Raw genomic sequence first — 14,145 nt, forward strand, 5'->3', positions numbered from 1 at the left:
CGGGCCCTCCTTCGGCGCCCTCGGGCGCCGTACCGCTATGCGTCACTCACCGCTGGTCTGCGTCTTCTTCCTGCGGAGGAAGAAGACCGCGCCGCCGCCGAGGACGACGAGGGCGATCGCGACACCCGCGATGACGGGGGTGGCGCTGGAACCGCCGGTCTCCGCGAGGTCGCCCTCGGGATTCGGGGTGCTCGCGACGGGCGAGGGCTCGGAGCCACTCTGCGTCTCGGTGTCGTCACCCGGTGCGGGGGTGCCGGCCGTCTTGCAGTCCAGGACGCCCTTGAAGTTCTTGCTGAAGCCGCCGGGGCCGGTGATCGTGAAGTCGTACGCCTGGTCCTCGCCGACCGGGACCGTCACCGTGCGGGTCTCACCGGCGGGGATGGTGTGCTCGGCACCGGCCAGGGTGAAGGTGAACGGCTCGTCGCCGTTGTTGGCCGCGGTGATGTCCACGCCGCCCTTGGCGCAGTTCTTCTCCGCGGTCACGGCCGGGACGGCGCCCTTCTCGGCCCAGGTGGCGCTCGCCGTCGCGGAGACGGTGGACTCGCTGGAACCGGCGAGGATCATCGTCTGGCTCTTGATCAGCCCGGCGAAGACGCGGCCCACCGGCACGGAGGTCGAGGCCTGGACGGAGAACGAGGCCGAGCCGTCGGTGGCGTCCTCGGGGACGGAGAAGTACAGGTCGGCGCCGTCTCCGGCCTCGGTGACGGGCTTGCCGGCCTTGTCGGTGACCTGGACCCCGCTGGCGGGGGCGTCGGCGGGCGGTACCACCGAGACCTGGCCGGCGTCGGTGTGGACGGTGATCGGACCCAGCTTCTCGCCGGCCTTGCCGGAGACAGCGGCCGGGGACAGCCCCACGGACGCCTTGGGCTCCGCGACGTTCTGGGCGTTCTCCTCCAGCCAGTCGGCGAGCTTCTCGGCGTTCGCGTCCTTGGCCGTCACGTCGGCCTTGTCCGAGAAGCGCCAGATGGCGACCTGGGTACCGGCGGCGGCGGTCTTCTCGTCGAGCGGGCCGGTGCCGGCCTTCTCGGCGAGGGCCGCGAAGTCGTTGACCTGCGGGTAGGAGTGCTGCAGGATCCAGCGCACCTTGCCGGCGTTCTCGTTGGCACCGAGCGAAGACTGGTCCCAGGGGGTCTCCGAGTACTTCGCGCCGTCCTTGGTGGGCGTGTGGAAGTCGATGCAGTACGTCTGGATGGTGCCGCCGCCGTCGACCTTCATCTCGAACAGCCCGGCGGGCAGCTCCTGGGGCTTCTTGCCCTCACCGGTGTTGAGCTCGGCGGTGCCGTAGGTCTTCAGACCCTCCAGCACGGCGACCGCACCACCCTGATGCTGGCCCGTCTCGTCCGCCGGCGCGGCCGTGGCGGCCGTCGCTCCGACGATCGTTCCCGCGACGACCAGGCCGGTGGCCAGCATCGCCGCGGCCGTCCTGACCAGACCGCGGCCGTGGCCCTTGCTCAGGCCCCCTGGGGAGACCTCCGTCGACGCCGTCGACGCAGCGGATGCTGAAGACACAGAAAACACAGAATTCCCCTCCGGGCGAGACCTTCACGCTTGAGGCGCGTGTGGGAGGTGTCTCGCCAGCAAACTCAAGTGCCGCATGAGTACGGGGGAATCGTAAGGATCGAACGAAGAGGCGTCCCCCGTCATGCCGTCAGATAAGCATTCCGACTCGTAATCGTTACAGCTTTCATCGGCGCGCCCCCGTTGTTCAGGACACCGATGCCATTTCCGTGGCCGGTTTCTGACGATGCGTAGGCGCAATGAGTGCGGGGTCGGCTCTGGCCACCCGCCGGAAAGCGGCCGTCCCCCTGGTCAGATCGTGTCCCACCGCCACCGCCTCGACGTCCACGGACGTCTTCCACACCCCGTCGCGCTCCTCCTCCCTCACCTTCAGACGCCCGTGCACGACGAGCGGTTCGCCCACGGAGACGGATCCGGACAGATTCGCGGCGAGCGTGCGCCGGGCCCACACCGTGTAGAAGCTGGTGCGGCCGTCGGCCCAGCTCTGCCGTTCGCGGTCCCATCGCCTGGGCGTCACCGCCAGCCGGAACCGGGCCGTGGCCCCGGCCTCCGTCTCCCGGAAGTCCACCGGAGTCGCGCTGTTGCCCACCAGCGTCACCAAGGTCTCGTTCATTTCCGTCCCCCGTTTCCGTCGCGCGCCGCGCCGCACATTTCCGTGCCGCGCCGGCGCACCTCAGCGCATTCCGTCCGGCTTTCCGGCACAACGTCCGGCCTGCGCCGATGGGATGCGAAGACGCCCGGTCCGGCACGTCCGACGCGCATGCCCGGCGCACATGTCCGGTACGCCTGTCCGGTGCGTCCGTCAGGTCGTGCACACCATCCTGGGCGGAAACGGGAAATCCCGCTGGGGCTGTGGATTACCGGCCGGTTGTGGAGAACTCCGTCACCGTCACGTACCGCTCGCGCACCTCGCGGTAGCGCGCCAGTTCCGCCGCCACCGGATCGAGCACCCTGGCCCGCCCGCAGCCCGCGGCGGCTTCGCGCAGGCGCCGTTCCGCCTCCTGCCCGTACCGCCGTGCGGGGCCGCGCGCGGCGGCCGCGCACGACCATTCCACGAGCGGCCCGCCGATCACCCCGGCCAGCATCACCAGAGCCGGGACGACCAGCCCCGGTTCGAGGAAGCCCACGATCTGCCCCAGCAGCCACAGGCCGCCGAAGATCTGGAGCAGGGTCATGGAGGCCTGTGCGAGCACCGCGGCCGGCCACCACGCGGGGCGCGGCGGTCGCGCCACCCTCGCGCCGAGACCGCCCGGGAGGGGCACGGCCCTCACCACCGCACCCGGTCCGCGGCCGGCCGGGACCGCCGGCTTCCCCGCCGCGCCCGTCTTCCCCGCCGCGCCCGTGCCGCCCGGATCCACGGCCGCCGAGGCGGTGTCCCCGCCCCTTCCGCGGCCTCGCCCGGCCGAGGCCGCCTGCGCGTTCCGCGCCAGCTCGTCCAGTGCCTCGGGCAGGCCCTCGGCACCGCCCACCGCCGCCTCGCGCACGGCCTGCGCCCAGGGCGCCGGGAGGCCGTCCACCGCGTCGTCCGCCAGTGTCCGCACCGCCTGTTCGACGCGCTGACGGGCGGTGAGCTCCTCCTCGGGCGGTGCCAGGGCCTGGGCCATCAGGTCCAGGCCGCCGAGCTGCCGGGTGGACTCGTACCAGCGCCACAGACGCAGCCACGGCGTTCCGCAGGCCCGCCCCGCGTTCCTGCGCCACTCGCGTTCCGCCGCCTGTCCCGCGGCGGTCGCACCGACGGCTTCGGCGAGCCGGTCGGTGAACTGTTCGCGGGCCCGTTCACCGAGTCCGGGCCGCCCCTCCGCGACGTACACCGGACGGAGCCGGGCCGCCGCCGCGTCGACGTCCGCGGAGAGCCTGCGCGCCGCCGCCGTGCGCTCCTGGACGAACCTGCCGAGGAGTTCGCGCAGGTCGGCCACCCCGGCGCCGGTCAGGGCGGACAGGGACATGACGGTGGCGCCCGGCTCGCCGTGCTCCCCCACCGCCATACCGTCCTCGTCCAGCAGCCTGCGCAGGTCGTCGAGGACGAGGTCCGCCGCGTCGCCGGGGAGCCGGTCGATCTGGTTGAGGACGACGAAGGAGACCTCCGCGTGCCCGGCGAGCGGCCGGAGGTAGCGCTCGTGGAGGGCGGCGTCGGCGTACTTCTCCGGGTCGACGACCCAGATCACCGCGTCGACCAGGGCCAGCACCCGGTCGACCTGGGCCCGGTGCCCGGTCGCCGCCGAGTCGTGGTCGGGCAGGTCCACCAGGACGAGCCCCTGGAGCGCCTCGTCTGCCGGTGTGCTGCCCTGGACGGGCCTGCGCCGCAGCCGGCCGGGGATGGCCAGCCGGTCGAGCAGTCCGGCGGCGCCGTCGGTCCAGCTGCAGGCGATCGGCGCGGACGTGGTGGGCCTGCGCAGCCCGGTTTCGGAGATCTGGACGCCGGCGAGGGCGTTGAAGAGGGTGGACTTCCCGCTGCCGGTGGCCCCGGCGACGGCGACCACGGTGTGCCTGGAGGAGAGCCGCTGGCGGGCCGACGCCTCGTCGAGCACGCGCCCCGCCTCGGCGAGGGAGTCCCCGTCCAGCCGGGCGCGGGAGAGCCCGACCAGTTCGCGCAGGGCGTCGAGCCGGGGCCGCAGGGGGCCGCTCGGCAGTCCGTAGGCCTCGACCTGGGGCCCGGCCTCGTCCGGTTCCGTGTGCTCCCCCTCGGCCCGCTCCTTCGACGCCTCGGCGGCGCGGCGCGCGATGAGCCCGTCGTCCCAGCGCCGCTCGTCACCCCCGCCGGACCCCGCGGGCCGGTCGGACGCCTCGGGGGTATCGCCCGTCCCGGCCGGCTGGGTCTTCAGGAGGACGCCGGGGGCTTCGGGGGCACCGGCCCTCCCGCTGCCCGGCCCCGGTCCCTCCCCCTGTCCCTGTCCGGGTCCGTGGTCGCGGCCCTGGTCGGTGACGGCAGTCATCGCTGCTTCCTCTCCTTCTGCAGTACGGACAGCGCGGCGATGAGCTCGGCCTGCGGCTCGGGGGCCACTTCGAGGGCGTCGAGCGGCGCGAGCCGCCGGTCGCGTTCGCCGTGCAGGACCTGCCCGAGGCAGGTGGTGAGCAGTGCCCCGCCCTTGTCGCGCAGGCGCAGCGCGCCCTGGGCGCCGATCCGCTCGGCGAGCTGCTCGCCGGCGCCCCTGGCCCTGCGTCCACCGAGCAGGGCCGCGGCGAGCAGTGCCGCCACCGTCTCCGCGTCCGGAGCCGCGTTGCGTTCGAGCAGCCGCGCCTCCTCCTCGGCCAGCTCCTCCAGGACCCGCCGCCAGCGCCGTACGGCCATGCCGACCCGGCCCTGGATGTCCTCGGCGGGACCCCAGCCGCCGGCCTCCCGCCCCGCGTCCTCGAACCGGAAGATCCCGGCGGCGGGTTCGCGGCGCCAGGTCGTACGGATCTGTTCGTCCGCGGCGGCCACCGCGCACTGGAGCAGGGCCGTGAGGCTCTCCACGAGGGCGTCCAGCAGCTCTCCCGCCGTGCTGTAGAGCGGGTAGCCGCGCCAGCGGGTGCGGGCGCCGCCCGCGAGCACGGCGCCGTCCTTGAGCCGCCGCCCGACGCGCGACAGCTCCTTCCCGTACGCCTCCTCGACCACGCCCGTCAGCCGGACGGCCGCGGCGTACTGGGCGGCGACCGCGGCGGCGAGTTCGGGCATCCGTACGTTCAGCGAGTCGATGACGCCGGACGCCGTGCGCCCCACGGCCTGCTGACGGGCCGCCGGGTCCTGCGCCCGGTGGGTGAGCCAGGCCCTGAGCGGTGCCACGGCGGTGGTGGGCAGCAGCCCGCTGCCGCCTCCCGCGGACTCGGGCAGCTCCGGGATCGTGAACCGGGGCACGTCGCCCAGACCGGCCCGGGTGAGCAGGGCGGCGTACTGGCGGGACACCTCGCCGATCACCTGGTGCGGCACCCGGTCCAGGACGGTGACCAGCGACGCGTCGTACTCCTTCGCGGTCCGCAGGAGGTGCCACGGTACGGCGTCGGCGTACCGGGACGCGGTGGTCACCATGATCCACACGTCGGCGGCGCAGATGAGTTCGGCGGCGAGCACGCGGTTGCGCACGACGAGCGAGTCGATGTCGGGGGCGTCCAGGAGGGCCAGCCCGCGCGGCAGGGTCGCCGCCGTCTCCACACGCAGGACGGACTCGTCGTGGTCCCCCTCGCCACCGAGGTGGTCGAGCCCGTCGGGGTCCCGGGCCTGTCCCGGGGGCAGCCACACCCGGGTCAGCTGCGGCAGCACGCGCACCCCTGCGAACCAGTGGTGGTCGTCCGGGTGGCAGACGAGCACCGGGGTCCTGGTGGTCGGGCGAAGCACCCCGGACTCACTGACGCGGCACCCCACCAGCGAGTTGACGAGCGTGGACTTGCCGGCGCCGGTGGATCCGCCGATCACCGCGAGCAGCGGCGCGTCGGGGTCCTTGAGGCGAGGTACGAGGTAGTCGTCGAGCTGGGCGAGCAGTTCGGTCCGCGTCTGCCGGGAGCGCGGGGCTCCGGGCAGCGGGAGTGGAAGACGCACGGCAGCGACACGGTCGCGCAGGGCGGAAAGTGCGTCGATGAGCTGGGGCCGTACATCCATGGTTACCACATGTGAAGAATGCCCAATTTTGACGGCTTTTTGAAGCGTATAGGCCCCTCTGCGCGGCGGATCCGCTCCGGGGGACAGAGGGGACGAGTGGGGCGCAGGCATAACGAGTGCACAACACCCGGGGCGCGAGGCGCGAAAAGCGGTGCACGAATCGCACCTACCTGCGATTATCGGTTCGCTTCACCGAACCTCCACATCGTGCCACGCAGGTGAAGCAACCGGGACGAGGTCATCTGAGCCCTATCCTTGTCCCGGCAGCGTCGCGGATGGCTTGAACCCACGCCCTCCGGGACACCGGCCGACACCCGGCCCCCGTAGCTCAGTGGATAGAGCAGGCGCCTTCTAAGCGCTTGGCCGCAGGTTCGAGTCCTGCCGGGGGCACACCGTCCGCAGCACTTCGAGGCCCTCCGATCCGGAGGGCCTTTTCGCTGGTCGAAGGCACACCGCAGGGCGGCCCGTAGAGCGCGCGCAAGCACCGCCCCCGCCGCACCGGGACGCTGTGCGCGAAGGGCGGGCCGCCCCCGGAGGAGTGACCCGCCCCTTGGTCATGTGCCGTTGCGCTACTGCTTCCTGAGGGTGAAGTTACCGGTCACCGTGCCGCCCTTGACGAGCTTCACCGTGGCCGTGGCCGGCGCGTAGCCGTCCTTGGCCGCGATGACGGTGAGCGGGTTGTTGCGGGTGTCCAGCCACAGCGCGTAGGTGCCGTCGGCAGCCGTGCGCAGGGTGTAGGCGGACGCCCAGCTGTCGATCTCGACGGTCGCACCCGCGATCGGGGCCGTGGTCCCGTTCGCCGCCTTGCCGAGGATCGTGCCCGTGATCTTGCCCCACGTCTTCGGCGGGTTCACGGTCAGCGACACGGGGAGCTTCCACCCGCCGTACGGCGTGTCCGTGCGGAACGCCAGCGACGCGCGGTAGGTGCCGGGCTGGGTGATCTCGGGCGCCGAGGCGTCGAGCGAGACCGTGAACGTCGCGCTGGCGCCCGGCTGGAAGGTCAGTTCCTGGGTGCTCTCGCTGAGCCAGGAGACGTCGCCGGTGCCGTCCTGGTCGTAGCCCGGGAGGTACTCGGCGTGGGTGGAGGGCCTGTTCGGGGCGTCACCGCCACCGACCTTGTAGAAGCCGAGGGCGCCGGCGCCGCGGTACGTGGCGACATTCGCGTTCGGCAGGGCCGTCCACACGTCGGAGGCCGGGTCGAACGCGAAGCTCTGGTTGGTCAGCGCGTTGTCACTGACACCACCGGTGGATACGAGCTGACCGTTGGCCGCGGCGTACGAGGCGCCCCATGCCGCGACCGGCATGTCCGCGACCTGGCTCCAGCTGTCGGTGTCCGGGTCGTAGGAGTAGGCGTGCTTGAGCGTGGTCTGGCCCGAGGTTCCACCGGCGCAGTACAGCCTGCCGCCGATGGCGCCGCAGGACTGCCAGGCCACGGTCTCGGGATAGTCCGCGATCTGCGACCAGCTGTCGCTGCCCGGGTCGTACACGCTGCCGTTCTTGCTGCCGCAGGCGTCGGTGCAGCCGCCGATCACGTACAGCTTGCCGTCGAGGACCGCCGCGCCGGCGCCCGCGAAGGCGTGCGGGTTGGAGGCTCCGGTCGTCCAGCTGTCCGACTCGGGGTCGTACACCTCCAGCTTCGGGTCGGGGATCCCGGTCGACTGCCAGCCGCCGACGACGTAGAGCTTGCCGTCGATGAATCCGGCCGAGGGGCCCTCACGGCCGTCGGTCGCGGACGCCTTCTTCGACCAGGCTCCGGTCTCCGTGTTCAGGGCGTAGAGGTCGCTCAGGACACCGGATCCGCCGAAGCCGAATCCCGAGTACACCGTGCCGTCGTTCACGGCGGCGATGTTGCTCATGGCCGCCTGCGGCAGGTTGGGAGCGGTCTGCCACGTGCCGTCCGACGGCGCGGCCGCGGGAGCGGCCTTGGCCGCGGAACCGGCCGGTGCCTTGCTCGGTCCGGTCGGGTACGTGCCCTTGATCTTCTGGAGCGGAGCGCCCTGCTTCCGGTCCTGGGGCTGGTACTTGCCGGCCTGCTCGGACATCTTGAGCGTGGCGGGCGCACCGCCGGTGTTCTTGACGGTGATCTTCTGGGTGGCCTGCGCGCCCCAGGCGACCGTCTTGTCCACGGCCTGCGGGGTCACGCTCAGCCGGCCGGCCGTGAGGGTGAAGCCGGTGGACACCGCACCGTCGGCCGCCGTCCTCACGGTCTTCGACTGCTTGGTGTAGCGGCTCTTGGACGCGGTCATGCCGTGCTTGCCGAGGTCGGGCGTGAAGAGCGAGTAGAAGCCCTCGGACACCTCCGGGTCGTCCGGCGTGGCGACGGTCGTGGTCGTCACGCTCGGCTTGTCGTCGCTGGTCACGGCGGCACCCGTCACACCCAGGCCGGTGTTGGCGTCCGTCACGTCACCGACGAGCAGGCCTCCGGGGGTCGCCTTCAGGGTGCGCTCTCCGATGAAGACGTCGTCGATCTTCCACCACCAGCCGAAGAATCCGACGAAGTGGAAGCGCAGGACGACGTCCGGGGAGCCCGCGTACTCGTCCAGCGGGACGGTGATCTTCGAGGGGCCGTCGGTCGAGGAGACGGTGGACCAGACGGTCTTCCAGGTCTCGCCGCCGTCGTCGGACGCGTCGACGGCGGCCTCCTGGCCGCCCGACGCCAGGTAGTCGGTGGCGAAGGTCGCCACCGGGTGGCTGTCGGCCGCGAAGCTGTACGAGGGGCTGATCAGCTGGGTGTCCGTGGTCGAGCCGGAGCCCGCGTTGTCGCTGTCGGCGATGGCGAAGGCCCCGGAGCCGCCGGTCGTGTTGCTCCGCGCGCCCGGGTCGTCGAACTGCCAGCCGGAGTCGGTCGCGTTGACGATCTTCCAGCCGTCGGGGGCCGTGGTGGTGGAGTCGAACGGCTCCGTCTTGCCCGTGTCCTTGACCGTGTAACCGGGTGCCGTGTCCCCGAAGGCGTTCGCCTTCACCGCGATGTTCGCGGTGACCGGCTCGTCGTCCACGGAGATCTTCTCGCTCACGGCGCTGTATCCGCGGGTGGCCGAGGCGATGTTCAGGGTGTAGCCGTGGTTCTCGGGCAGCGACAGGTCGAAGGAACCCGTGGCCGGGTCCGTCCAGACCGGGGCACCCGGGACGCCCTCGACGGAGACCCGCGCGTACAGCGGCCAGCCGTGGCCACTGCCGTCCGTCACCTTGCCCGAGACCGTCTGGCTCGGGACCGCGGTGAGCGCGAAGTCCTTCGTCAGCGCCGCGCCGTCGGCGACCTCGACCGAGGAGACCGTCGCCGTCCTGTAGCCGTACGCGTCGACGGCGATGTCGTACGTGCCCGCCGGGACGTTCAGCTCGTAGGAGCCGTCCGAGCCCGACTTCGCGAGGTTGTCGCCGACCGTGACGGTCGCACCGGCGAGTGCCTTGCCCGTGCCGGCGTCCGTGACCTTCCCGGACACCTCACCGTGCGGACCGCTGCGGAACGCCTCCGCGCCGTTCGGCGTGCCGAGCCCGGTCGGGCCGTCGTAACCCGTGGCGCCTTCGCACAGGTAGTTCGGGGTGCAGGATCCGTTGCTGCCGCCCGTCACGTCGTTGAGCCCCGCGCCGTTTCCGGCGTAGGGGTACGCGTTCGGGTACGTGCCGGCGACGGGGGTGCCGGCGACCGCGTACGTCGCGGCGATCAGCGGCGACGCGGCGCTCGTGCCGCCGTAGACCGCCCAGCCGCCACCGCCGTACGTCTGGTAGACCGATACACCGGTCGCCGGGTCGGAGACCGCGGAGACGTCGGACAGGGAGCGGTTGGCGCAGCCCGTGTCCTTCTGGAACGCGGGCTTCGGCTCGTAGAGGGAGCAGCCCGAGCCGGCGCCGTCCCAGACGCTCTCGGTCCAGCCGCGCTCCGTGCCCGTGTCGCGGTGCAGCGCGGTGCCGCCGGCCGCGGTGACGTACTGCGACGCGGCCGGGTAGCTGACCCCGTAGCCGTAGTCACCGGTCGAGGCGACGACGGCCACACCCGGGTGGTTGTAGTAGGCGTCGTACTCGGTCGTCTCGGCCGGGTCCTCGCCGCCGCCACCGCGGTAGTCGGTGCCGTAGGAGTTGGACACGAACTTGGCGCCGAGCGCGACCGCCTGGTTGACCGCGGCGCCGAGGCTCTCGAAGCTCGCGTCGTCGGCCTCGACGAGCAGGATGTGCGCGTTGGGAGCCGCTGCCGACACCATGTCGAGGTCGAGCGAGATCTCGCCCGCCCAACCCGGGTCAGGGGCGGGGTAGTTCGTGCCGCCGCGCTGGTCCACCTTGGTGAAGCAGCCGTTCGCCGTGGTGCACTCCGGCAGGCCGAACTGCTCGCGGTACACCGCGAGGTCGCTCTCCGCGGTCGGGCTGTCGAACGCGTCGACGACGGCGATGGTCTGGCCCGCCCCGCCGTTGTCCGGAAGGTTGTAGGCACTGCGCAGGTCCGTCGCTCCGAAACCGGCGGGAGCGTCCGAGGCCGGCCTCAGCCCCTTGGTCTCCTTGACGTCCGTGCGGCGCAGCGAATAGCAGGTGGCGTCACCCGGCTTCGCCACGCCGCAACTCGCCTCGTACGTCACGCGGGCGTCGACGGCGGGCGCCGCACCGGCGGAGCCGGCGGCCGGAACCTGCAGACCCAGGACGCCTATGGCGGCCGCGCTCAGTGCCGCGAGCCCACCGCCGATTCTCTGCCGCGCCTGTCCGCGGCGTTTCGCCGTCTCTGATCTGCCGGACCCGTTCGATCTTTTCGATCTTGCTGCTTTGCGCAAGGCATGACTCCATGCTGCGAGCAGGTGTCGGCCCGTGATTTCCCGGCCGACAGCGAATGGTCGTATTCGCCGGGAGCCAATTAGTGAGGCACGTGCGATCAAGGTCAATACACGTTGCGTTACTGGTTCATGACGTCGAGTCAGTAAACGTACGAAGGTTGTGGAAAAGCTGTGAGAACGGCGTGAGCGCACCGGAGGGGCTCTATCGCGCCCTAAGTCGCCACTTGTCCGCCACGTGAATCCGGCCTATCCCGGGAATCGACGGGGCGGGCGACCGCCGCCCGGCTGCGCGCGTAGATGTCCGGGTTGCACGTCCGGCCTCCCGGACCACCGGACTCCACCCCGCGCATCACGCCCCACCTCCACCGACCGGCGACCTGCGCCGATCGGCCCGGGCCCGAGGGAGGCACCCGCCCACCGGCCACCTCGGCCCCGCCACCCCTCCGGGAGGCCATGTCGGACATGCGCGGCGGGGCGAAGTGGCCGACTTTATTTCCTCTGTCAAGGAAACAGGATTCCGGCCCGTGCACGAATCTTTTCCGGGCCCGGACGCTGCGGTGCGGGGCAGAGCACCGCGCACCCCTCGCGGCGGGCGGTGCAGAGGGAGGAGAAGGGTATGGGCGAGACCGGAACGCACTGCTCCCGTGGCGCCCTCCGCACCCCGCCGGGCCTTGGGGCCGCATGACGCCGTCCCGCCGGAACAGCCGGACCCCGGGCCGTCGGACCCCGGGGGCGTCTCTACCGCCGAAAGCGGCCTCCCCCCGACTTGCCGAACCCGCACGCATGGGTTTGTTTCGAAGAGGGGATGTGCGCGCGCTGCCGTCTCCTCTCTCCCCTCGGGGGTGCACCACCGTTTCCGTTGGAGGTGAACCACCGTGCTGTTCACCGACCGCACGGACGCCGGGCGACGACTGGGCGAGGCCCTGCGGCACCTGGAGCGGCGCGACCCCGTCGTACTGGGGCTGCCACGCGGCGGCGTCCCCGTGGCGTACGAGGTGGCCCGGATCCTGGATGCGCCGCTCGACGTGATCGTGGTCCGCAAGCTCGGCGTGCCGCACCACCCGGAGCTGGGCTTCGGCGCGATCGGCGAGGGCGGGGTGCGGGTCATCAGCGACGAGATCGTGCGGCACGCCGGTGTGCGGGAGGCGGAGGTCTCGTCCGTCGAACGCGCCGAGGAGACTGAGCTGCTGCGGCGGGCGGGTGCGTACCGGGCGGGCAGGACGCGCATCCCCTTGCGGGGCCGCGCGGTGGTCGTGGTGGACGACGGCGTCGCCACCGGCGCCACCGCGAGGGCGGCCTGCCAGGTCGTCCGGGCGCAGGGGGCCGCGTACGTCGCGCTGGCCGTGCCCGTGGCGTCCTCGGACGTGGCCGCGCGCCTCGGTGGGGACGTGGACGAGATCGTGTGCCTGTCCACGCCGGCCCTCTTCTCCGCGGTGGGCGAGTGGTACGGGGACTTCTCGCAGACCTCCGACGAGGAGGTCGTCGCCCTGCTGTCCCGCGCGCCCGCGGACGGTGTGACGGCCGAGAGCGTCGAGGTGGACGCGGGCGGGGTTCCGCTGACGGGCGACCTGGTGCTCCCCTCGGGCGCCGGGGCCGTCGTGGTGTTCGCCCACGGTTCCGGCAGCAGCCGTCTCAGCCCGCGCAACCGCGCCGTGGCGACGGCTCTGAACCGCGCCGGTCTGGGCACGCTTCTCTTCGACCTGCTCACCCCGGGCGAGGAGGTCTACCGGGCCAACGTCTTCGACATCGGCCTGCTGTCCGCACGGTTGTCGGACACCACCCGCTGGCTGCGGAACCGGGTGGCCCTGCCGGTCGGCTCGTTCGGCGCCAGCACCGGGGCGGCGGCGGCACTGCGGGCCGCGGCCGCCCCGGACTCGGGGATCGGTGCGGTGGTCTCGCGCGGCGGCCGGCCGGACCTGGCAGGCGTGGACCTCTCCGGGGTGCGTGCGCCGACGCTGCTCATCGTCGGGGGCGAGGACACCACGGTGATCGACCTGAACCGGCAGGCCCGGGCGGCGCTGTTCTGCGAGAACCGGCTGGAGATCGTTCCGGGCGCCACCCACCTCTTCGAGGAGCCGGGAGCCCTGGACCTCGTCGCCGACCTCGCGCGGAACTGGTTCACCGCCCACCTCCTGCCGCCGGGCTGAGCCGGGCCCCCGGGTCGGGCCGGGGCCGACGGCGGCCGCGCTCCCGGGTGCGGCACCCCTCCCCCGGAGGAGGGCTGGGCGGACGGCGCGGCAAGGCGGCGCAGACCGCGAAAGCCCTTCCCCCGGCACGACTTGACGGCCCGTCGCCCGGCCCCGTCGCTGAGCGCGGCGGCACCGGTCGGCCGGGCGCACCACCGTGCCCGCCGCCGCGCGCACCCTCGCCACACGCCGACGCCACCGTGCCCGCCGCCGTGCGCACCCTCGCCACACGCCGACACCACCGGGTCGCGCCGGATCGCTCCGGCCGCGGCGCGGGTGCCGCGTCCTATTCTTTCCGCAGCGGTTCCGGAGCTCAGGACCGGGTCCGGAGCGGAGGGGGCGGCATGCGGGTCCGGTTGATGACGGGCGGGCTCCTTCCCGCGTACGCCGACGGGATCCGGCGGGTGTACGCCGAGGTGTTCTCGGCGCCGCCGTGGAACGAGGACCCCGCGGCGGCCGGACCGTACGTCGAGCGGCTCATGACGGACGCCCTGCGTCCCGGTTTCACCGCGGCACTGGCCCTGGATCCCGCCCCGGGCACGCCACCTCGCGGAACGGAAGGCCCGGGCTCCGGCGACGAGGTGGGCGGCTTCGCCACCGCGTGGACCACGCCCGGGGTGTTCCCCACCGACCGCAGTTACGGCGATGTCGGCCGGGCACTGGGCCCGGAGCGCGTCTCGGCCTTGCTGTGCGGGGCGCTGGAGGTCGACGAACTGGCGGTCTCCCCGGCCGCACGCGGCGCCGGTCTGGGCGCAGCCCTGCTGACGGCCGTGACGGCCGCCGCGCCGGACGGACGGTGCTGGCTGCTGACCTCCGTGCACGCGGAGGCGACGCTTCGCTTCTACCGGCGGGCGGGCTGGCGCCGGGTCCCGGCGACCGTACCGGGAAGGGCGGGGCTCACGGTCCTGCTCGGGCCCGGGCACCCGGGGGCCGACGGGTTCGCGCACCGGTGAGGGCCGGACGCACGTGGTGCCGCCGCGCCCCCGGCCGGCCGCCGCCGCACCCTCCGGGGGCGCGGCGGCGTGCGGGTGAGTGGAGCGATGCGCAACCGTGACATGAATCGATTCAAAGAGCGGGAAGATAGTGGCCCGCAAAGAAGCCTGTCAAGGGCGCA

The 14,145-nt window shown here is 72.8% G+C and carries 7 protein-coding genes and 1 tRNA gene; 3 read left to right on the forward strand and 5 right to left on the reverse strand.

Annotation, left to right across the window (positions count from 1 at the left end; translation table 11 throughout):
• Positions 1-42: 42 nt before the first annotated feature.
• From OHT61_RS11115 to OHT61_RS11130, 4 genes are all read right to left on the reverse strand, one after another.
• Positions 43-1,518 carry a Cys-Gln thioester bond-forming surface protein gene (locus OHT61_RS11115; protein WP_329037367.1) on the reverse strand — a complete coding sequence of 492 codons (1,476 nt, stop codon included), beginning with the start codon at positions 1,516-1,518 and terminating at the stop codon, positions 43-45.
• A 187-nt stretch (positions 1,519-1,705) separates the two neighbouring features.
• Positions 1,706-2,131 carry a single-stranded DNA-binding protein gene (locus OHT61_RS11120; RefSeq protein ID WP_329037370.1) on the reverse strand — a complete coding sequence of 142 codons (426 nt, stop codon included), beginning with the start codon at positions 2,129-2,131 and terminating at the stop codon, positions 1,706-1,708.
• Between the two features lie 244 nt (positions 2,132-2,375).
• Positions 2,376-4,451 carry a GTPase gene (locus OHT61_RS11125; protein ID WP_329037371.1) on the reverse strand — a complete coding sequence of 692 codons (2,076 nt, stop codon included), beginning with the start codon at positions 4,449-4,451 and terminating at the stop codon, positions 2,376-2,378.
• The gene (locus OHT61_RS11130) at positions 4,448-6,091 is read right to left on the reverse strand and encodes a dynamin family protein (protein ID WP_329037372.1); all 1,644 of its coding nucleotides are present in this window, start codon (positions 6,089-6,091) and stop codon (positions 4,448-4,450) included. Before OHT61_RS11130 ends, OHT61_RS11125 begins: the two co-directional genes overlap by 4 nt.
• Before the next feature lie 317 nt (positions 6,092-6,408).
• Here OHT61_RS11130 and OHT61_RS11135 point away from each other — a divergent pair.
• Positions 6,409-6,481 (forward strand) — tRNA-Arg (locus OHT61_RS11135).
• Between the two features lie 179 nt (positions 6,482-6,660).
• Here the strand turns inward: OHT61_RS11135 and OHT61_RS11140 are convergent.
• The gene (locus OHT61_RS11140; RefSeq protein WP_443049609.1) at positions 6,661-10,725 is read right to left on the reverse strand and encodes a carboxypeptidase regulatory-like domain-containing protein; all 4,065 of its coding nucleotides are present in this window, start codon (positions 10,723-10,725) and stop codon (positions 6,661-6,663) included.
• Between the two features lie 995 nt (positions 10,726-11,720).
• Here OHT61_RS11140 and OHT61_RS11145 point away from each other — a divergent pair.
• On the forward strand, positions 11,721-12,992 hold the full coding sequence (locus tag OHT61_RS11145) for a phosphoribosyltransferase family protein (RefSeq protein WP_329037376.1): 1,272 nt from the start codon (positions 11,721-11,723) through the stop codon (positions 12,990-12,992).
• Between the two features lie 383 nt (positions 12,993-13,375).
• Positions 13,376-13,984, forward strand: coding sequence for a GNAT family N-acetyltransferase (locus OHT61_RS11150; RefSeq protein ID WP_329037377.1), 609 nt, complete (start codon positions 13,376-13,378; stop codon positions 13,982-13,984).
• The last annotated feature ends 161 nt before the right edge of the window (positions 13,985-14,145 follow it).

Source organism: Streptomyces sp. NBC_00178 (assembly GCF_036206005.1).
Taxonomy (GTDB): Bacteria; Actinomycetota; Actinomycetes; order Streptomycetales; family Streptomycetaceae; genus Streptomyces.

Bases quoted from the DNA above. Each gene is read 5' to 3' on its own strand.
- OHT61_RS11120 (WP_329037370.1), bottom strand. From the start codon at position 2,131: ATGAACGAGACCTTGGTGACGCTGGTGGGCAACAGCGCGACTCCGGTG.
- OHT61_RS11125 (WP_329037371.1), bottom strand. From the start codon at position 4,451: ATGACTGCCGTCACCGACCAGGGCCGCGACCACGGACCCGGACAGGGA.
- OHT61_RS11130 (WP_329037372.1), bottom strand. From the start codon at position 6,091: ATGGATGTACGGCCCCAGCTCATCGACGCACTTTCCGCCCTGCGCGAC.
- OHT61_RS11150 (WP_329037377.1), top strand. From the start codon at position 13,376: ATGCGGGTCCGGTTGATGACGGGCGGGCTCCTTCCCGCGTACGCCGAC.